This is a genomic window from Leptospira fainei serovar Hurstbridge str. BUT 6, from assembly GCF_000306235.2.
GTDB classification, from domain to species: Bacteria; Spirochaetota; Leptospiria; order Leptospirales; family Leptospiraceae; genus Leptospira_B; species Leptospira_B fainei.
Genome location: NZ_AKWZ02000010.1, coordinates 1,661,069 through 1,681,647, shown reverse-complemented (window position 1 = coordinate 1,681,647; position 20,579 = coordinate 1,661,069). Strand labels below are relative to the sequence as shown.

Sequence of the window (20,579 nt, the reverse complement as noted above, 5' to 3'; positions counted from 1 at the left end):
CGAAAGTTGAAATTTATCATTCCTTTATGTAGGTCAGGAGTCCATTGCATGTGTTCTGTCCTAATTTTTACAGCAGCATTAGTTTTATCCTGCGAAAATTCCGGAGCCGATAAAATCAGAGGAGGGGAGTTGGAGACTCTTCTTCTCAGCGGGCAACAAATATCTTATCAATGTTCGGTCGCGAAACCCACCTTTGCCAGTCTCGATCAAGGACAGGGAATCACTTCTCACTGCGGACAATGTCATAGTGGGGGAAATATACACGCGGGAGTGGACGTTACGAGTTATACCTCTTTGTCCTCGGTGGTCGTCCCGAATAATCCGAACGCTAGTATCTTATTTCGGGTGGTTATTCCAGGCGGCCTAATGTCCCAGTTCACTTCGGATCCATTAAACCAGGCGATTTACTGTTGGATTAAAGGGGGTGCAAGCCCATGAAATTCCAAGCAGAGTCGATTAATGGAAGATTATACGTATTAAGAATTCTATTCTTAACGATTTCGGTTTTACCAATATACAAAATCGTCGGAGTCGAGTTACCGAATTCGATTCTAAAAGTCGCCTCCGGTAAAGTTTATTTCAAAAGCGACGCACCGCAAGAAATCATTCGAGGCGTCGGACAAACCGTTTCCGGTGAAATCGACCCCATTCAAAAAACGTTAACTATCAACGTTGATCTCCGCGACTTCACGACTGCAAATCGACTCCGGGATAATCACTTGCACGATAATTATCTGGAAAGCGATGATTTTCCCTTTGCTATATATAAAGGGAGACTTCTTTCCTTCGACTCGATCACGGGAAAAGCAAAAACGATCGGCACTCTTTATCTTCACGGAAGAGAAAAAAGCGACTTTGCCATCGAAGGGATTTTATCCCTGAAAGACGGAAGCCTCCAATACACCGCCACGTTCGCGGTGCTGCTGAGAGATTTTTCCATCGAAGTACCTAAATTACTGAATCTGAAGTTAAACCAAAAAATCGAAGTCAAAACCGTTTTTATCTTAGAAAGCCCTCAATGAAAAAGAATTATTTTACCATCCTGCTTTTCCTGATTTCATCCTCTCTTTTTGGAGAAGGCTCCGCGTTCATGAGCCCGACGCTAATCAATATGCCCTCAACGGAAAACGTTGGATATAGAAATTTAGATCTTAGATTCAATCATAGATTCGGAGACGCTCAAAACGGCTTTAAGGATCTTTTCGGGTTGGATTCGGGGGCCAATATTTTGATCGGAGCCGATTACGGACTTACAAAAGCGATTTCAGTGGGAGCCGCAAGAATCTCTGAGAATAAAACCTACGAGTTACGCTCTAAAATTCGGTTATTGTCGCAATCTTCGATTTTGCCGTTCACTATGAGCTTGTGGGGAGTCGCTTCGCAAGACACGGATAAGGAAATTATTCCTTTAAATCCTACAGTACAGCCTCCTTCGACCGGCATTTCCATACTGGATGCGAATATTTCCCAAAACGTAAATCATTATACCTTAACGGACAATGATAAAAGAAGTTATATGGCTTCGATTTTAATTTCCAGAAAATTCAATAAATATTTTTCTCTGCAACTTTCGCCTACGTTCGTTCATCGTAATTTCGTGAAATCCACGCTTCGGAACGATCGATTCGGAGTCGATGTGGGGGGGAGGCTTAAATTATTTAAGCGAGTGGATTTTACATTCGAAGCCATCTTTACTAGACAACGCGACTATATCGGTACTGATTACACCTCGGCCAGCAGACAAACCGCTTTACAGGGAGTCCAAACCCTAACCGCGACCGACATCAATACTCTTTATGTCCTGCCGAGGGATCTGCCTGCCGTATATTTTCAAAATATAGTCATCCATAAACATGTTCCTCATTATACCGTTCCGTTTAGCTTCGGCGTCGATTTTGAAACTGGAGGCCATGTATTTCAGCTTTTTATCACCGACATACGGGCCTTGGCGCAAACCAAACTTCTCAACGGAGGTGATTTCGATTTCGGAAAACGTCAATATTCGATCGGATTTAATATTCACAGAAGCTTCTCTTTCGAAGAAGAGAGCAAGCCTAACGAATGGGAAGAGACAAAAACCGATAGCTCCACTCCGGTTGGGCATTCCTCCGAGCACCAGCAGGAATCCACAAAAGAATCGGAGAAAAAATAGGAAATAGAACGGTATTTCAAAAAAGGACGTCCCTATATTTCGGAATCGTCATATTATATTCAAGATGGAAAGCGAGTGTACCCGTTTTCCATACTATCGAAACTTCTTGACTGGAGGAAAGATTTAGGCGGGAATCGAATTAATCCTTCCTATGCCTGAAAAGAACCCAATCGTCGAAGTTTACGAAATTAACAAAAAATCCCTATTCGTTTATTTCTATTCGTTAACCGGAGATTTTGACAAAGCTGACGACCTAGTACAGGAGGTTTTTCTAATCCTAACGAATGATCCTAGGAAATTCGATCCGCAAAAAGGGAATTTCTACTCTTGGGCTAAAATCGTAGGTCGTAATCTTTACTTCGGAAGCCGGCGGAAAACCTCGAAAGTATTGGAAGGAATGGATATGAATTCGATCGCATCAAGATTACCCGACGAACCGCATATCGAAACCGAAAGTATAGCCGGACTTTCCGAATGTTTAAAAGAACTCCCGGACCATCAACGCAAAGTCATCGATGCAAAATATCTCACTCGCGATAGTTTAGAAACGATCGGTTCCAAATTAGGAATCACGAAACGGTCTGTCAGCAGACGGTATGCCGAAGCTCTGCGAAACCTTCGAAATTGCTTAAAGAGCAAAGGAGTCGGTTTATGAACTTGCAGGACAGAATCAAGTCGTTCGAATCCGATCCGGTTCCATTCGAAGAATTAGTCGCCTCCTTTTTACTCGATGAAAATATTACGGAGGGTGACGAACTTCATGATCTGCTCAAAGCGTCGCCAGTTCTACGGAAAAAATTCGAAGAGATCAATAAAATACATGTAGGCCTGGCGAATGCAATCGGGATTAAGAGCAAGCCTCGGGCAAGATCAGCAGCATTAAGAATTATGATTCCTGTAAGCGGAATTGCGGCAGCGATCTTAATAGGACTTTTCATTTATCTGACTCGAATGCTTCCGATGCATAAGATGGAACGACATGATATCCTAACTTTCGGAACTTGTATCGTAAATCAAGACGCGAATCTAAGATCCGAAAAGCTGTCCGTCTGCGATTATTTTTTTCATACTGCCTCTAAAGGAAAATCATTGCGACTGAGGTTATTACCGAATTCGGAGGCTCAAGTTTCTCTCGTCGAGGGAACATGGATTATCAAATACGAAAAAGGGTCCCTGCTTATAGAATCCTATTCGAATGAAACTTTTTTCGCAGGATTTGCGAAAGATCTGGAAGTTAATCTCGGATCAAAAAAAGCGATTTTACTCGGAACGAAAATTAGAATTAGTCCGGGCCCCGCGAATGATACGAAGTTGGAAGTATTAGAGGGGGAAGTAAGACTCGTTAATTCCGAATCGAGAACATCGCAGATCGACGGACAATTGCTAAAAAGTGAAACTTCGACCTTCATTACGGAAGGCGAAGACTCCATGATTCGCCCCTTATCGACGGAAGAAAAAACAATTCTCGCACGGGTATTTTCCGGCATGGAATCTAACGATGACGGAAAATCCTCCGAGCCCGACCCCGGAAAAATCCTTTTCCCGGAAGCGATTCCTGTACCTGGGAACCGAATCCTGCTAAAAGACGGTCGTGTAAAAAAAGGAAAAGGTTTATTACAAAATAAAGATGTATATATTCTGATAATGGAGAACCGAATCGAAGAGATAAAAGCCGCTGAAATTCGAAGGATTGAATTCGAGTGAAACCGCGTTTTCGGATTAAACGAAAAGCGATCGCATTACTTCTGGCATATTTAACGCAATCGGCAATTTCTGCGGATACCGTCCGCTTAAAAGATGGTCGGGTAATCATGAACGTTAAAAGCAAAATCGAAGGTAAGATTATTCGCCTTGAATCTCCGGACGGCGCCGTTCAATCCTTTCCCATGGATATGCTAAAAACGATCGAACCGGGCCCGATCGTTTCTACAAAACCTAAAATTAAAACCAAACCTCCCGATACCAAAGAATCCATCAATGAGGAATCCACAAAGGTTCAAGAAACTCCTAAAATTCCGGAGACGCCTTCCTTAATACCTCCGGTGGAAGTTCCCGATATGCAACCTCCCCTCCCTCCTACGGTCGTCAAACCGGAACGAAACTTATCTTGGCTCTGGGCGTCCGCCCCCGTATGGTCCGGTTTAATCGGAACCGAACGACGAAATCTCGGTATAGGACTCACGATCGGAAAATCGATTTCTTTTCTATTAGCGGCAGCTTATAGACGACCTCCGCATTCTACGCTTTCCGCGGGTGAAAATATCACCCTTCTCTATTTGGGCGACAAATACCTGCAATCCAATAACGATAAGGCTCTTTCTCTCGTTCTATCTAGATACGATCGCTTATCCACCCACGTTTATACTCCTTTCGGAAACAATATAATCGATCATTACGAGTATGAAAGAAGGAAGCGATCGGCTACAAATCTATTCATATTGCTGGTGCTCATAGATGGAGTATTCACTTATTTTAATGGATCGGCTTCGAGTTCCACAACCATAGGCTATTACAGTAGGCTTTCCGTGGCTCCTACGTATGAAACGACCCCCGCAGGAATATCGAGCGGCTTTCACACCGAGTGGTCGTTTCGCTTTTAGACTCAATCTTCTTTTTTCGTGACTCTTTCTTTGGAGGACCCGAAAAGTTCCGCAAACAGCACGCCGGTCATAACCAAACCGCACCCGAGTAAACCGACGAATTGCATACGTTCACCTAATGTGTAGTATGCGATAACCGCCGAAAAAACCGGTTCAAGTGAAAATATCAAACCCGCCCTAGTTGGAGTTACCGCTTTTTGATATTTGGTTTGTAAAAATGTCGTTCCGACGGAAGAAATTAAACCGTTATAAATCAGAGCCGGTAACACTCCCGTTTCCCAATGCCACATCAAGGTCTCCAATCCTAAATAATCCAATCCTAAGGCTAACAGGAAAGAAAGTATGCTCGTAGTCAACGTTTGCGACAAAAGCAGGGTTTGTATGGATACTTCTCTACTTACCCTATCCATTAAGAGAATATAAAGTGAAAAGAAAAAAGCTCCCCCGATCGTTATAACGTCCCCCCAATGGAACTGAAAGGATAGCTTCCCAATGCCTGCTTCGGGGTCGAATGAAAGAAAGAATAAGCCTAGCATAACGATGATTACGCCGAGTAAGTTTCCCGCATTTGGAATTCGACGAAAAAAGATAGTCTGCAGAATGGGAGTTATGACAACTAATGTTCCGGTTAAAAATCCGGACTTTGTTGCCGTCGTGAACTTTAGGCCGATCGTTTGACAAGCGAATCCGAGAAACATCCAGAACCCCAAAAGAACGGGGATCCAAATACGGGATTGCTTAGCTTCTTCGCGATATTCCTTCGTCGGCTTTTGTAGAAGCGCATAAATTAAAAATACCGCAGAGGCGATCGCAAATCGAATCCCCAAAAAAAGGGACGGAGAAACGGAAACTAAACTCAGTTTCGTTGCAGTAAACGTCCCTCCCCATACCAAAGTACATAGTATGAGAGCTCCCTCATTTTTGAATTGCTTCATCGCAAATCTTTGTTCCATATTCGATCGAAAGGATCGCTTTTCAACGCGCTTCCTTTGGCGAAATTACGAGTCAATATCTTGTCTTCTTCAAGACCAAATCCACCGCTTTCCAGGATTTCCAAGTCGGCCCTTCCCAATACAAAGTCTCATAACCCTCCTTTTCCAGACGAATTCGTATCTTTCGGAGGGAAGGAAACGATTGAAAGAAAATTCCGTCTCTCGGACGCGAAGAGCGGGTTTCATTTTGAAAGAACGTCTGATTCTCGTATATTACATTAACCGATAAAGGATGCCCCCCCTCGTCGCGAATACGGAAGAAGATTTTGTTTCCTTCTAAAATTTCCTCCAGGAGCAAAGTCCAAGCGGGTCGCATCGACTCTACGATCTTCGGAACGTCGGAATAAGGAGGGTTGGAATGAGACGTTTCCAAAAGATAAGCGAGAGTACCATATTTAAAGAAAAAGTAATCCTGGTCGACGCCGTCCACTCCGTAGATATTTTTCCTGGCTTGAAACGACTTTTCGGGGTTATAACTGCGAATTTCCGACGCTATTTTTTTTCCGAGCTCCCAAGTAAGATCCGGATCCGGATTTTTGGTATCATCGATGGAATAAGGTACCAAAATGCAATTCGCATAAGCGTGATAGCTAATCGAACCCGCGAATCTTTCTTTTTCCGCCAAAGCAATCATTGCCTTGGTTTCCGGCTCCGAAGCGGGACTAGGCCCGCGATAAAACGTACTAGCGGGAACCGAAGAAGTCTGATTGGACTTCGTCTTCCCCCAAAAAAAAGGATAGTTCCGGTTGATATCGACGCCCGGATTATCCTTTTCTAAAATAGGCCCATAACCTGGAGCTCCGTTTTTTCTCCCCATGGCGATCGTATCGTGCCAAAAAACTTTGGCACCGTCCGGATTAACGATCGGCACGATCCAGATCTTCAGTTTGGAAAGAGCATCCGAATAGTCCTTTTTAGAGGATAAAATACCGTAGATCACGTCGTAGCAATGCTCCACCGAAATCACTTCGTTAGAATGATGAGCGCAATTAAAAAGAAGGGAAACTTTTCCATCGTCGGAGCGGCGAGTATCGGTCAATAGGATCGCAAAAATGTCCGAACCTCTGGCCGATTTCCCGATTACCTCGAACGATGCTTGGCCGGGAAATAACTTTGTGGTCCAGTATAAATAATGAAAATTTAGAGAATTATCCTTATATCCTTTTCTTACGTCGCCTAGAGCGAAAATGGATTCGTTGGTTAAATCCTGATAATTTCCCGAATAGTATTTAAATGGATATTTGCCTACGATCGATATCCCGTTTTTTGGAAAACCGTATTGCTTGAGGGTCGCCTTTGGCAATACCGCATAATACGAATCTTTCTCTTCGAAAGTGAACGGAATGCGATAATCCGTGATTCGAAGAAACTCTTCCTTGGCGCTTCTATCCACCCGCACCAAAATCGTTTTACCGGAATCGTTAAGAGGACGGGCGGGTATTGTCGTTCTATATATGCAGGATGCGAAAAAGGAAAGAATCAGACATCCTGCGAGAATAATGGATAAGCGAAATCGAAATCGGAATTGCACCGGAGGCAAAGATAATCGAATGCCCCCTCTTCTGCAAACCAAGAAAAAAAGAAGTAAGCTCAAATGTAAGAAGGAAATCTCTCACCGAATCTATCCGAATACGAGGATAGACAATTACTTATTTTTTTATCCAGTACTGAGTCCTGCCAAGCAGCGAAAAACCCACATAGCCTCGGACTTCTAATTTTTTCCCCCCTTCGACCGACCGAAGAAAGCATTTGTACCAGACTCCGTCGTTGGGGTCTAGTATGCGCCCACCGCTCCATTTATCGCCGTCGGAGGATAATCCCTTTATGATTACCATGCCCAATACGGGTTTATCCTTTTCCGCTCCGTCGCATTCGGTGCATCTCGCAGGTTTCCCGTCCTTATCGTTCGGTTCCGCCAAACTCGTAACCTTTCCGAAGATTTTCCCGCCCTGCTCGTAGATTTCGACGATCGATTCTTCTTTTCCTTGCTCGTTAATCGTCTTCCAGGAACCGGTTACGGGGATCGGTTGTGCGAGTAGATTCCCCGTAATCAGAAATAACAAAATTAAATACAGTGAAATAAAAATTCGGTTCATTATAATTTCCTCATATATTCATCCCCCGGATCGACATCCGCCCCGGAGGATTTCGCTTTATTATTTTTTAACCCAAGTTTGAGTGCGCCCAATCAACGAAAATCCGATGAATCCGCGTACGTTCAGTTTTTTTCCGCCGTCAACGGCTTTTATTTTACATTTATACGTTTTACCATTATTCGGGTCCATAATCGTACCACCGGTAAATTCGTCACCGTCGACTGAAAGGCCTTTCATAATGATTAATCCCACAACCGGCTTATCTTTATCGGCGCCCTCGCATTTTGTGCAAACCTTGGGTTTTCCGTCTTTATCGTTCGGATCCCGTAGACTGACAATCTTAGCGTAAACCTTTCCGCCTTGTTCGTAGACTTCCACGACCGATTTTTCGGTACCGTCCTCATCGTCGATCGTCTTCCACTTCCCTACAACGGGAAGAGGATCTGCGAAAATCCCGTCTGAAACGAGAAATGCAGCCAAGGCAATAGAAAGAATGAGTAATTTTCTCATGGTCGATGAACCCCTTACATGTTTTATGGAAAGAGTTATATTTAAAGCCGATTCGATCGGATCAAGCAAACTATTCTCTGATACGGGATTTTTTCCCCGGAAAAGTGTTTCCGATCCGGAAAAACCTGGCGTTTGACAGGTTTTTCTTCATCTTGTAGAATGGAAAGGGAGTAGACAAGCTGCCAGTCCGGACTTTTTTTTGAACAGTTAGTCGATAATACGGGTTTCAATGAAATGAGTGTAAAGTATAGGCCGATTTCCATTTACCTCGCAGTCGCAGTAGGCTCAGTTTTCTTTCTGCAATTCGATTGTAAAAATCAAGGACCGGATCGACAAAATCAAACGCTATTAACTGCCTTAGCGCTTTCCGGCCAATACGACCCGGTAGGAGAATCAGTTACCTCGGCCTTAGATTCCGTGTCTTCTTCGATGGAAGGTTTGACCGGGGAAGGCTCCAGTGTTGCATTTTCGGAAAAAAGAGGGGGCGCGAGGGAAAAGCTTTTGTCCGTTCTTAGTAGATATTGGAACCGAGGATTTGATTCCGGCGAACTGGAAGCATACAATCTTTCTTTCCAATGTTGGGGCGGAGGTAGTTATAAACGTCAGGTTACGTCCGTCAACGGGTACGATTTCATAGACAATTATTTAGTCAGTTCTTCACGAATTCCTAACTCGACGTTCTATGTTTCAAAAACGTTTCAGGATTGTACTTTCCTTCCCTTTACGAACTGGCAAATAGAAGGAAGCTCCGAGGCCATTTGGAGTGGACTGTCCGGAGCAAGACCCTTTATTCAGAGCGGCTCGACATTAGTGATAGGTTTGAATCGAACGGTGAAAAGCGGATCGAATCGGATTACGAAATTGACCGGAACAGGTTCCACTTTATCATTTTCAGGCGTTTCTCCTTCCACTAAACAAGCCGCCTCAATCTCCTGGACTAGCGTGTCCGGCTCTTCCATTTCCTTTTATACTCAGACGATTAGTATTTTACGAGAAGGTTATACTGGATCGAATCCGCTTTTCTCTCATACGATCAGCACTCCGACTCCGCTGCAAATCGGAGTGGATAAGAGTAGTTCCGATTTTCTAAATTGGTATAGGATCTGGGGAATCGGGACCATTCAAGTCGTCCATCAGGAAGAAGGATTCACGGCTACTGTTAATATCGTATCGCCCGTAAAATGGCGTTATGTGGATTGCCTCCCGAAATCCGGAAGCATCTCATTTACACTTTCAGGAAGTCGTACTGGAAGTGGAACGGTAATTTTCAACGGGGGAAAGGGAACATACTCGTACTCCGGTACGGACGCCAAGGGAAATTCCGCATCGGGAGCCGGTTTGATCGATTTTTCTTCCTGTAGCATACCGACACTCTAAATGAATTTTTCTCTTGCCAGCAAGAATCCCCATTCAGAAAATTTAATCAATCTCTATGAATTCCGAGACGTAACGTCGTCATGAACTCTTTCCGTCCGGTCCATATATTCCTACTATTACTCTCGTTAGCGTTTATGATCGCTCCTCATATCCTAGGCAATCCGGATGCGGATAAACCTTGCCGAGGAAAGAAAATTCCAAATATGAAATGCATCCCCGCGGGAGACTTTATTCGCGGAAGTAATAAATACGAGTTGGACGAACGACCGGAAAGAAGCGTATATATAAGCGACTTTTTTATGGATACATACGAAGTTACGAATGCCGACTTCGATAAATGCACTGCCGCCGGGAAATGTAAGGATTGTCTTCAAAACGGAACCTGCGATTTTATAGGTCCGAAATACGGAGATCCTTATCTTAAACCTAAACAACCCGTAGTCGGAGTTAGCTGGTATACTGCAAAGGAATACTGCGAGTGGGTGGGTAAACGATTGCCGACCGAGGCGGAATGGGAGAAGGCGGCTCGCGGTCCTAACGGAAATCTATATCCTTGGGGAAACAAACCCGCTACCTGTAAAAATGCCGTCATCAATGTTGAAAAACATAAGGGCTGTGCGCAGGAAATATTGGATCCCCCCAATCTCATGCCGACTGCCGATGTGGGAAGTAGAGCTCCCGGAATATACGGCCTCTACGATATGGCGGGCAATTCCTGGGAATGGGTTCAGGATTGGTACGCTCCGAGCTATGCGGCTTGCGGAGAAGACTGTCAAGGCGTCGATCCGCAAGGTCCTTGCCAAGGACAAGAACCCTGTCCGGGATATGATAGAAAGGTGTTAAAAGGGGGATCCTGGTGGTGGTCCGCCTATTATGCAAGAGGTTCCAAGCGAAGGGCACATATTCCGCAGAACTTCCCCGAATATCACCATTTCGGATTCCGATGTGCAAAGGATCCGGACGAATAAAATCTTGCAACTGTGATACCTTCCTTACAAATAATAGTTCTTAGCCGACTTTGGCCATATATGCGTAAAAATGAAAATCAAATTGAAAAAACTTTTAAAGAACACCCGGTTCCGACTAGTCGGAATATTAATATATTCATTAATATTTCTTAATGCTATTTATTCCGAACCCCCCAAGTCCGAATGGTCCTTACGGAAAGCTCCGACGATTCTGAAGGAATGGTCTTCCCGACACTTCTCGGAAGATCCCTTATTGAATACGCAAAATACAGATACGTTTCGTGAAAGCGAGATAGCTTCCCTCACTCAAATCCCTAAAACGGATTCCGGAGAAAATTATTTCTCCGTGTATTCCCATACGATTCGATGTTCCTCATCCGTAGGACAAAACGGAGATTGCCCGTATCGAGTAGCCGTCTATCTTCCATTTTGTCCTTCGGGTTGTATTCTTTTACGAGAAGGAAGCGTATTAGAATCGGATATAAATTTATATAAACGGCAAAAAAAGAATGTCTCAAGGCCGAGAATCGTACCGATCGAAGGCTTTACCGGAGAAGAGCATTTGGATCTCGTTTTATCACCTTTTGCGGGTCCGAGAAGCTTGCGCGAAGATCCGATCTTAGGAACATTCGAAGAAATTCAGTCGGTTTTTTTATTGAAAGCGACTAGAGTTCTATTCTTCACTTCGTTAGAACTCTTTTCGTTCATCTTTTTTATATTCATTTACGTAAGAAGAAGACTGGACAAATTTAATCTCTCTTTTTCGATCCTGAATCTTTCCTTAGCGTTATGGTATCCTTCTTACGAAGGTTGGAGCCTATACGTATTCGATTCTCCATGGACTTACGTTTTCTTTGGGTATTCTTTAGGCGCTTTTTTACCGATCCTCTTTCATGAATTCACTCGCGGGATTTTTCAATCTCCGAGGGATAAAATCGGAACAACATTAGAGATTACTTTTTTAATTCATGCTCTCTGGCCTTCGTTGGAATACGGGTTCACCGGCGGGTTATCATTTTTCGGCCGGTATGCTTTCGATACGTTCATCGCCGTCCTAGTTCTATTCTTCGTCTATACCACATATATATTCGTACAATATCGTAAAACCAGCATATTGTCCTTTCGATGGGTCGTTTCCGGATTAGTTTTGGTGGCGACATCCTCCTTTTACACCGTCCTTTCATTCGCAGGAATCGGTAATGCGGGTACTTGGGTGAATGAAAGCTTTTTAGGACTGACGCTTTTATTCAGTCTCGCGCTTGCAAAACGTTATGCGGAAGTATTTAGAGCTTTGGAGAATTCACAAGGCAAATTGCAAATATTAAACGAATCACTCGAATCGAAAGTGGAAGAGAGAACCCGCATAATCGAATTACAAAAGACCGAATTAGAACAAAAAGGAAAAATCCTCGCTAAGGATCTTTCGATCGCCGGCAAGATCCAATCCTCTCTACTTCCAAGAGAACTCCCGGTCATTCCTCACGCCTCGATGGCATACCGCTACCGACCTATGATGGAAGTGGGCGGTGATCTATTGGATGTTCTCTATGACCCCAAATCTTCGACTCTGGGAATGTTCATTGGGGACGTGACCGGACACGGAGTTTCCGCAGCTTTACTCGCATCAATGGTGAAGATGACTTTAGGAAATTGGGCAAACCATCTACAGGATCCTTCGACGCTATTGTTACATATACGAGAGCAATTGGAAGGAAAGCTGGATGGACATTTTTTAACCGCCACGTTTATCACCATCGATTTAAAGACAGGCCATGCCTTAATCGCCAATGCAGGACATCCGGAATGTTTGGTCTTACGAAAGAACGGGCAAATCGAATTCTATCGTCCGAAAGGAGTCGCAATATATGAATCGATTCCTACCGATTATCAAACGGAAGTCGTTCCTCTACTTCCGGGAGACAAAGTAGTCCTGTATACGGACGGAATTCCTGACGCAAGGAACTCCGAGGGAGATCTATTAGGCGAAGAATATCTTGCGGAAATATTGAAGCAAAACGCGAACCTGACTCCGGAGCATTTGTGCGATGCGGTTATGAAAGCCGTACAAGCATACCAAGGTGAAAACTTTGCCTATCAGCATCAGGACGATATGGCATTATTGGTGGCGGAATATATCGGATAGATAAGATCCGAAATTATGGATTGTCGCTTAACGAAAAGCGATAGTCCATCGACTCTATCTGCGCGGAATCGGGGATAAAATTCCTTTTCGCTCGGTAAGAATCTGAGCTTTAGATAGCACGAAGGCCGGTTAAAAAAATAAAATCGCGATTTTTTTAATTTACTCTCTGCCGACTCATATATTTCGATGTCGAAATATATGAGAGCGGATTATGTAATTCATTTATTATCCAGAACTCGGGATAGAATCCAAAAATTTCTTGCACGAGAGCTGGAAAAACAGGGAATTCTCGATCTAGCTCCCGCTCATGCCGGGGTTCTTTTTGCATTGGGCAAGAATGGACCGATGAGAATGAGTGAGTTGGCGACGGCCCTGGACCGTACGAATTCGACCGCAACCGCCCTTTTGGACAAGATGGAAGAGCTCGGTTATGTGATAAGGACAAAGCTCGATCAAGACGAGCGATTTACCACTGCGGGCTTAACCGAAAAAGGAAACCGATCGGTGGAAAAAGTGATAAAAGCTTCTAAAATTACTTTAAACAAATTGTATAAAGGTTTGGAAGAAACTGAAAAAGCGCAATTCATGCGATTGCTTTCTAAAATCCATGCAAATTTCGAGAATTGAAACGGTTTCGCGATTAGAACATTTATAGCAATTATTTCGATGTCGAAATAATTAATTAAGGAGCTTTGTATGACCAAGAATAAAACGGCGGTGATCACCGGTTCTGCACGGGGAATCGGTAAAGAGATCGGAAGAATTTTCGCGAAACGGGGACTTAACGTAGTTATCTCCGATCTGGACCAGACCAATTGCGAGGAGACGGCCAATGAATTAAAGAATGAGGCCGGAAGTCCTGTCTTAGGGAAGGCCTGCGACGTTCGATCCAAAGAACAAAACAAATCTTTAGGAGAATTCGCTTTGGATCAATTCGGTTCTCTTGATATCTGGATCAATAATGCGGGAGTGGTAGATGACGATCTTTTGATCCGCCTTAGCGAAGAAAAATGGGATTTTGTACAGGAGGTTTGTTTAAAGGGAGCTTTCTTGGGAACGCAAACGGCCGCTAAAATCATGCTCAAATCCAAGAAAGGAAGAATCATCAATATAGGATCAGTTTCGGGATTTTACGGGAATGGGGGGCAGAGTAATTATTCCTCGGCCAAAGCGGGCCTGATGGCTCTCACTAAATCCTCCGCAAGAGAATTAGCATCCCGTAATATAACCGTCAATTGCGTCGCAGCGGGATTTATCGCGAACGGGTTCGCTCCGAACCTATCGGAAGAGATAAAAAATTCCATCTTGAATACGATTCCATTAAAGATAGATAGAAATCCGGAAGAAGCCGTCGCCTCGGCAGTATATTTCTTAGCGTCCGAAGAAGCGGACTGGATTACGGGAACAACCTTAAGAGTGGACGGAGGAATGATGATCGGATTTTAGAAAATGGGCTTAAGCGAATTGCCGGAATCCACCCATCAAGACTGAATGACCGATCTATCGAGGAAAAAATGAATCCAAAATATATGGAAAGAACAAGCTGAGAACTTACGGTCTTAACGCAAAACTGAATGGTATCGTACGGAAACGATAGCCAATCGGGAAAACAATTTTCTGTGACAGCCATTGCCGGTTTAAGCGTTTCCTGATCGCTCATCCTCGTTTTGATATCGTTGTTCTTTCCTGCATTTTATGATCTTTTCCTAGATACGAATATCTCCAAGGAAGTTCAGTCTCGCTAACGAAAACTTTAATCTTCAGCGAATCCCGCAGAAACTCCTAACGAAAACTTCAATCCTTACGGTTTGAGGTTTTTCGATTCTCGGCTCGAATAATTCAAGATCGGTAATCTCATGGATGATAGACAGTGCGCGTATTCTTTCAAATGCAACCTTGCAGCTATTTGCGCGGCTTCATTTAGATACGAATTAATCAAATCGGAAACTTTTTGATCCAGATTGGATTGCTCAAATAAGGTAAATATTTCGGCGCGAGCCTGTTTTCCCCAATTAAGCTGAACTTGTTCGGGTAGAAAATAGATCATAGATGAGACCGACCCGGTTTCTATATCCTCGCCCAAATCCCGATAATCCTCCAATAGCCGCCACGCGATTCCGAACGATTCGTACATTTTTAAGACCGATTCCGCCTGCTCTCTAGATAAAAACGACCTAGCCAGCAAATAAGGTTGAAGAGACCAGATTGCCATCTGTGAACGAAATCGAGTTAAATAATCTTCTAATGTATCCGAAAAGCCGGTATCGCGGATCGAGCGAAAATATTTATCGATAAATTCCTCTCGAACGATAGAAGCCTTATGAATTTCCTTATCGAATAATTTTCCAGCTTGAGAATATCTTTCCCAAGCCTGAGTGCGTAACTGAAGTAAAGTGCCTGACGTCTTTAACGATTTATCGACTAAATGATCATCAAGCGAATAAAGCAATAAAGCGGACGAATGGGATTGAATGAGCAACGTTAGCCAAGGATCATCCCAAGGAAGGCTATGGGCCTTCTCGTTAATCCAATAGATAATCGTATAGCAAGGTCCATGGTATCTATTAAAAAAGTCGAAATTGCCGGATATCGCGCTTCCCGAATATTCCCTCAAAAAACGAAGTGTTTCCGTTCTCAGAGAAGAGGGAAGTTCATTACATAGATTTAAAATCGCTCCGTTGAAAAGCTTGTGAAAGCCCTCCTCTTCCATCGAGGACTCGTACTTCCCAAATTCCAACTTCAACATATGTAGAATATATAGAAAAAATAGTATTTTACCATTTTTTTTCTTTAAAATTGCATTTTTTTATATAATAATATGCGAAATATGTATTTTTACACGGAAATACATATTCTCCCGTTTCGTTTATCGAAGCGAGTTCGACGCAACTATAAAGAAAGTTCGATTTAAGTCGAGCGGAGGCTTTTTTATTCGCGCAACTCTTTCAATAATATTGTTGTAACCTTACTTCGAAATTCCTGCCTGGAACTAAAACTGATCCTATTATTCGTAAGTATATTAAAGATATTGAATTTTATTTCCAAATTAAAAGGCGAATCCGAGCATAATCTGAACCTGTGCCCCGTATCCTGACTGTCTATCTCGACCGATTTTGTCAGGTTCCATCCAATCCTGTTGGAATTGTCGAGGATCCCAATACGTATTAGCAACATAAGCCCCTCGATGCGCCTGATACGATTTGTTTAAATAAAGCAAAAGATTTCCTCCGAAATGAATGAAAAATCCCGAAGAAAAGAAATAACGGAAACCTGCTCCTCCGGAGATGAACCCTTTTTTCTGTAGTACATTCCAATCGTGCTCCTGAGTTGCCCCAATCGGAACCCAGGTGAGAGTCTTTCGCTGTTTTTCCGTGAACGTTTCCAAGCCTATACCGACCGCGAAAAAATAAGGATTAGCGAAAGGAAACCATTCGAATTGCAATCCGATTTGCCTTTGTTTTTTTTCATGATTCGTCAGCGTAAATTGCCCCGACAAGTCGGGCTGAACCCCGCTTAAGTGCAGATCGAATCTTTGGACGGTCCTTTGCTCTTGCCAAAGTAAGTTCAAAGCGAACCTTTGAGAGAGTTGGTGTCCGATTACCAACCAATGAAAGCCGTTAGCGCCGAGTCCGCCTATGAAAAACTTACGATTTGCGCGTCGCTGAGACTGTTCCTCTTCTCCGGGAACGGGGGAAAAATCGCCATTCGACGAGCTTAATTGTGCGGATGATTCGGTCTTATTCTGGGCCAGAATTGAATCGTTTAGGGAGAAGAATAGAAGTAAGTAAACGCAAATAAATAAGATCGATATGCTTGTTCTCATAACTCCTTCCGAATCGTGCCAATATTATTTATTTCCAAAGAAAGGTCAAGCGACCTAAAAGAAGACGACAAGAAGTTATTAAGCGAATCGATTATAATTAAACCGAGGGAAATTTAGTCAGGATTTATTTTTCATCTTCCAAACCGTTCGGACTTTTTCATTTCGAAAATCTTCCGGGTGGGTAGCTTTCGTCAAATCCTGCATATCTTCCCAAAGTAAGGCGCCGGGATCCATTTTAAATTTTCGAAAGTTGGTCGAGAAATACAATGTCGCGTTCGGTTCCGAGAAATCCTTAAAGACTGCGTTTAACAAAAAAGGATAATCTCGCTGTACGTCGAATATGTCCCGCATTTTCTTGCTGTTCGAGAACGTGGGGGGATCTACGATAATGAGATCGTATTTTTCCCGACGGGGATTTGATCTTTCTTTCTTGAGCCATTCCGTTACGTCTTCTCTCAGAAATTCGTGCTCGTCGGGATACATTCCGTTTAATCGGAAATTTTCCTCCGACCAATCCAGATAAGTTTTGGATAAATCGACGCTTGTAACCCGCCGAGCGCCACCGTCGATCGCGTATACCGAAAAAGATCCCGTATACGAATAAAGATTCAAAACGTTTTTGTCCTTACTTTCCTTTCGTACCAAATCTCGAGTGATCCGATGGTCCAAGAAAAGGCCGGTATCCAGATAATCGCTCAGATTTACTTTGAATTTAAGCCCGCCCTCTCTAGCGATAATCGAAACGGCTCGTTCTCCCATTTTTTCATATTGAGCGTTTCCTTTTTTTTGCTCCCTTCTTTTCCAGAACAAATTATCGACGGGAATATTGAGAATTTTTAAAATAGAGGATCGAATAAACGATCTTTCCTTTTCCCTATCGTCGTCGGTGAGAGGATATTCGTTCAAATATTCCGAGACTAAGCAATAATCTTCATAAAGATCGATGGAAAGAGGGACCTGGGGAATGTCGCGATCGTATATGCGAAAGCAGGTGATCTCCCTTCTTTTCGCCCATTTTTTCCAGTGCTTAGACATACGGGATAGGCGATTGTCGAACATCTCCAGATGCTTCATGCAGGACAGAATTGCCGAACTCTCCTGAAAATCCAGCCCAATCGATCTCTAAGTATGGTTTCCGAATTAAGAAAGCCAAGGACGAACTGCCTCGACAAGTCTCTACTATAATACACCTGCTCGAAAAATTTACCGCGACGCCCCAAACAACCGAGCGCGCACGAATTTCCGGTGCTTAGATCCAGGTAAACCGACTCAACCGGTTTCCCAAACAAATTCCTTAATCTTCTCGGTTATGAGTCCGGGTAAAACCCTTTGAATCCAATGATTCGAATTGAAGCGAAGTTCCCGATAAGAGGCGCAAATTTCCTTATGAAGCTTATAGGATTCGGGTCGAATCGCAAAATCATTGACGGGAATAAAAACCTGAACGGGAGGTCCTATATACTCCGGGACCGGAAATCTTTCGCCGCGGAGTAATTCGCGATACAAATTCATCGGCCAAAGCGCCGAGGATAAAATTTCTTCTTTCGTTTTGGAACGTAATGAATCCCCCTTAGGAACGCCGCCTAAATTCATCGCCATCTTCCAAAGAAATTTCGGAAATAATTTCCAGGACAATTCCGGTAAAAACGGAATCTGAAAAAAGATAATATACCAGGATTTACGGGCTTGAGTCAGGGCTTTCAATATCGAAACCGGATTTAAGGAGAAGAGCAATCTAAATATGCTCTTTTTCGCTAAAACGGGATGCGGACCTCCCATCGCAGTATAAGATTTTACGAATCGAGAATACTTTTTGTCGGCGACAAAGGCCCAACAAATCAAAGCCCCCCAATCGTGCGCGACTATATGAATCGGCTTCCCGTTTCCGAGAAACCGAATCACCGCTTCTAAATCCTCAAAAATTCTCCTGATATTATACGCTTTTTGTTTCTCCGGTTTGGAGGACTTTCCGGCCCCCCTAAGATCCAAAGCAGCCACGTTACATTCTTCGCATAACGCATCCAGTTGATACGACCAGGTACGATGGTCGTCAGGATATCCGTGTACAAAGAGAATCGTCTGTCGGTTTGGTCTTTCTTTGCTAGTATGATTGTACTTTAGAAAAATTGAAACTTCTCCACTGGCAATCGACGCTTCTTTAAAAGTATTATCTTTCGACGATTCGGAGGATTTCCCTCTCTCGCTAATCACGGCGTCTTCGATCCTGCTCATATCACGAAAATTTTTGTCCGAGGCGCTCCATCGCCCTTATGAAACCGGGAGATAATCTCGTGAGGAATCGAATCATCTTTGACGTGAATCCCGGAAACACGTGCAGTTTTTTCTTTTCCATCCCTCTAATGATCGCTCTAACCACCATGGTCGGACTATCGACAATAGCCGGAGGTACTACTCTCTGTTTATCTCCGCCGAACTGTTCGGATTTTAGGATATTCGTATCCGCAAAGAACGGATATACGTTCGTAGTATAAACTCCCTTGCTGCGATAACCCGAATCTAACGCTTTACCTAAAGCTCGAATTCCGAATTTTGAAATGGAATAATAAACCAATTCACCCGGCGCGGTAATTCCGGCCACGGAGGATAAGTTGACGATGTGACCGTATTTCCTATCCAACATCGCCGGAAGAAATAAGCGGCTCAAATAAATAGGCGCGTAAAGATTAACATCCAGTATTAATTTCCATTTATCATTCGGCACATCCAAAAGACGACCCATGAAAGCCAAACCGGCATTATTAATGAGAATGTCCACTTTCGGATCGATTTTCACGGCCTCCTTATGAGCTTTCGTGCAACCCGCTTCAGTGCTGAGATCGGCGGCAAAACTTCCCAATATGCGGCCGTGAGCAGTCTTACCGTTAAGATAAGTCTCCGGTTTTGTATCGGGAGCTTTCATATCGGTTAAAATTAAATTCGCTCCCTTCTCTAAAAGTTGTTTCGTTAATTCTCTTCCGAAACCTCCGTTGGCTCCGGTAATTAATATGTGTTTTCCGTGTAGATTGCTCATGCAATTTCCTTATATCTATGTTCTGGTGATTGTAGAATGGCTTTACTCAATTCCAAATTATCTTCTTGATCAGGATGAAAGTTAGGTTTGAGATATCTGAAGAAAGCCGCTAACCAATGAAAGAAGACCTTTTCGTCTACGAATAGAAAACGAAAAGCATCTTTTCTAGTTTTCCATCTAAAAGTCAATCCGTCCTGCCACAGCAGGATCTCCGCGCCGATAAAGGTCATCGGCCAAAATACGAAAGTGGCCGCAAGAAAACCGAGGACACGACGGAAATAATTCCCGCTTACATCCAAAAGGACGTCGAAAGCAGCCGATTTATGCTCGATTTCTTCCGCAGCATGCCATTCCCAGAGTCTCCTCATTTCAGATTCTGCTCCATCCAAAACTTTCATCTTCAAACCGATGGTAGCTATTAAAGAAGTATAATGTTCTGCCCCGGCTGTAGCGGAAAGGCACATCATCGCAGAACCGAATTTTTCCAGATATTTAAAGCAAAGTGCGTTAAAAAAACCTACGAATCCGGAGATTTTATAGCCTTGGTCTTCCAAGATTTTCCAAGTCTTCCTATGTTCCCCGGCATGTTGAGCTTCCTGTCCGATAAAGGCGTTCGCGTTCCTAAGCACTCTAGGATCCTTTATTTTTACTAAAAACTTCTGAAGACTTCGAATGAAGAATTTCTCTCCGTCCGGAAAGAATAAAGTCCAGGTATTCATAATATGGGTTTTATAGGCGGATCCGTCTAGCCAATGCTTGCTAGTTCCTCCTTTAGAGAATTCGAATTTAGGCTTCCTGACCGGATAAAAATTGAAATTCTTGGTTTGCAGCATAGATCTTCTTTTCATAATATTCTTGCCTTTTCATTTTCTAATTAACGAATATTT

General features: G+C 43.3%; 21 protein-coding genes. 11 read left to right on the top strand and 10 right to left on the bottom strand.

Annotated features, from left to right (window positions below; genetic code table 11):
• Positions 1-48: 48 nt before the first annotated feature.
• From LEP1GSC058_RS16970 to LEP1GSC058_RS16945, 6 genes are all read left to right on the top strand, one after another.
• Positions 49-438: an LIC11213 family lipoprotein gene (locus tag LEP1GSC058_RS16970; RefSeq protein ID WP_016550861.1), complete on the top strand. Its 390-nt coding sequence runs from the start codon at positions 49-51 to the stop codon at positions 436-438.
• Positions 435-1,022, top strand: coding sequence for a YceI family protein (locus tag LEP1GSC058_RS16965; protein WP_016550866.1), 588 nt, complete (start codon positions 435-437; stop codon positions 1,020-1,022). The genes LEP1GSC058_RS16970 and LEP1GSC058_RS16965 overlap by 4 nt, the downstream gene beginning before the upstream one ends.
• Positions 1,019-2,152: a DUF5777 family beta-barrel protein gene (locus tag LEP1GSC058_RS16960; RefSeq protein ID WP_016549725.1), complete on the top strand. Its 1,134-nt coding sequence runs from the start codon at positions 1,019-1,021 to the stop codon at positions 2,150-2,152. Before LEP1GSC058_RS16965 ends, LEP1GSC058_RS16960 begins: the two co-directional genes overlap by 4 nt.
• Before the next feature lie 151 nt (positions 2,153-2,303).
• Positions 2,304-2,807, top strand: a complete 504-nt coding sequence (locus tag LEP1GSC058_RS16955; RefSeq protein ID WP_016550387.1) for an RNA polymerase sigma factor — start codon at positions 2,304-2,306, stop codon at positions 2,805-2,807.
• The gene (locus tag LEP1GSC058_RS16950) at positions 2,804-3,856 is read left to right on the top strand and encodes a hypothetical protein (protein ID WP_016549470.1); all 1,053 of its coding nucleotides are present in this window, start codon (positions 2,804-2,806) and stop codon (positions 3,854-3,856) included. Before LEP1GSC058_RS16955 ends, LEP1GSC058_RS16950 begins: the two co-directional genes overlap by 4 nt.
• Complete coding sequence (locus LEP1GSC058_RS16945; RefSeq protein ID WP_016549481.1) at positions 3,853-4,752, top strand: hypothetical protein; 900 nt, start codon at positions 3,853-3,855, stop codon at positions 4,750-4,752. Before LEP1GSC058_RS16950 ends, LEP1GSC058_RS16945 begins: the two co-directional genes overlap by 4 nt.
• A gap of 2 nt (positions 4,753-4,754) precedes the next feature.
• Here LEP1GSC058_RS16945 and LEP1GSC058_RS16940 read toward each other — a convergent pair whose 3' ends face one another.
• The 4 genes from LEP1GSC058_RS16940 to LEP1GSC058_RS16925 form a co-directional block, all read right to left on the bottom strand.
• Entirely contained in the window at positions 4,755-5,687 is a 933-nt protein-coding gene (locus LEP1GSC058_RS16940) for a DMT family transporter (RefSeq protein WP_016550975.1), read from the bottom strand.
• A gap of 70 nt (positions 5,688-5,757) precedes the next feature.
• Positions 5,758-7,284, bottom strand: a complete 1,527-nt coding sequence (locus LEP1GSC058_RS16935; RefSeq protein WP_084680435.1) for a M14 family zinc carboxypeptidase — start codon at positions 7,282-7,284, stop codon at positions 5,758-5,760.
• Positions 7,285-7,393: 109 nt separating this feature from the next.
• Positions 7,394-7,840: a DUF2147 domain-containing protein gene (locus LEP1GSC058_RS16930; protein WP_016550821.1), complete on the bottom strand. Its 447-nt coding sequence runs from the start codon at positions 7,838-7,840 to the stop codon at positions 7,394-7,396.
• Positions 7,841-7,900: 60 nt separating this feature from the next.
• A complete protein-coding gene (locus LEP1GSC058_RS16925; RefSeq protein WP_016550811.1) occupies positions 7,901-8,350 on the bottom strand; it encodes a DUF2147 domain-containing protein in 450 nt (149 codons plus the stop codon).
• Between the two features lie 234 nt (positions 8,351-8,584).
• Between LEP1GSC058_RS16925 and LEP1GSC058_RS16915 the strand changes: the two genes are divergently transcribed.
• From LEP1GSC058_RS16915 to LEP1GSC058_RS16895, 5 genes are all read left to right on the top strand, one after another.
• Positions 8,585-9,727, top strand: a complete 1,143-nt coding sequence (locus LEP1GSC058_RS16915) for a hypothetical protein (protein WP_016550968.1) — start codon at positions 8,585-8,587, stop codon at positions 9,725-9,727.
• 134 nt (positions 9,728-9,861) lie between these two features.
• Positions 9,862-10,695, top strand: coding sequence for a formylglycine-generating enzyme family protein (locus LEP1GSC058_RS16910; protein WP_408605706.1), 834 nt, complete (start codon positions 9,862-9,864; stop codon positions 10,693-10,695).
• A gap of 253 nt (positions 10,696-10,948) precedes the next feature.
• Positions 10,949-12,838 carry a SpoIIE family protein phosphatase gene (locus LEP1GSC058_RS16905; RefSeq protein ID WP_232224719.1) on the top strand — a complete coding sequence of 630 codons (1,890 nt, stop codon included), beginning with the start codon at positions 10,949-10,951 and terminating at the stop codon, positions 12,836-12,838.
• 198 nt (positions 12,839-13,036) lie between these two features.
• Positions 13,037-13,465: a MarR family winged helix-turn-helix transcriptional regulator gene (locus LEP1GSC058_RS16900; RefSeq protein ID WP_016549331.1), complete on the top strand. Its 429-nt coding sequence runs from the start codon at positions 13,037-13,039 to the stop codon at positions 13,463-13,465.
• A gap of 69 nt (positions 13,466-13,534) precedes the next feature.
• Positions 13,535-14,284, top strand: coding sequence for a glucose 1-dehydrogenase (locus tag LEP1GSC058_RS16895; protein ID WP_016550290.1), 750 nt, complete (start codon positions 13,535-13,537; stop codon positions 14,282-14,284).
• A gap of 355 nt (positions 14,285-14,639) precedes the next feature.
• On the opposite strand, the gene LEP1GSC058_RS16890 is transcribed toward LEP1GSC058_RS16895, so the two are convergent.
• The 6 genes from LEP1GSC058_RS16890 to LEP1GSC058_RS16865 form a co-directional block, all read right to left on the bottom strand.
• A complete protein-coding gene (locus LEP1GSC058_RS16890) occupies positions 14,640-15,584 on the bottom strand; it encodes a class 1 isoprenoid biosynthesis enzyme (RefSeq protein WP_039948486.1) in 945 nt (314 codons plus the stop codon).
• 300 nt (positions 15,585-15,884) lie between these two features.
• Positions 15,885-16,661, bottom strand: a complete 777-nt coding sequence (locus LEP1GSC058_RS16885; protein ID WP_016550439.1) for a hypothetical protein — start codon at positions 16,659-16,661, stop codon at positions 15,885-15,887.
• A gap of 117 nt (positions 16,662-16,778) precedes the next feature.
• Positions 16,779-17,735 carry a class I SAM-dependent methyltransferase gene (locus LEP1GSC058_RS16880; protein WP_016551049.1) on the bottom strand — a complete coding sequence of 319 codons (957 nt, stop codon included), beginning with the start codon at positions 17,733-17,735 and terminating at the stop codon, positions 16,779-16,781.
• Between the two features lie 195 nt (positions 17,736-17,930).
• Complete coding sequence (locus tag LEP1GSC058_RS16875) at positions 17,931-18,893, bottom strand: alpha/beta fold hydrolase (RefSeq protein WP_016549459.1); 963 nt, start codon at positions 18,891-18,893, stop codon at positions 17,931-17,933.
• A gap of 1 nt (position 18,894) precedes the next feature.
• The gene (locus LEP1GSC058_RS16870; RefSeq protein WP_016550751.1) at positions 18,895-19,692 is read right to left on the bottom strand and encodes an SDR family NAD(P)-dependent oxidoreductase; all 798 of its coding nucleotides are present in this window, start codon (positions 19,690-19,692) and stop codon (positions 18,895-18,897) included.
• Positions 19,689-20,540, bottom strand: a complete 852-nt coding sequence (locus LEP1GSC058_RS16865) for a metal-dependent hydrolase (protein WP_039948484.1) — start codon at positions 20,538-20,540, stop codon at positions 19,689-19,691. Before LEP1GSC058_RS16865 ends, LEP1GSC058_RS16870 begins: the two co-directional genes overlap by 4 nt.
• Positions 20,541-20,579: the final 39 nt, after the last annotated feature.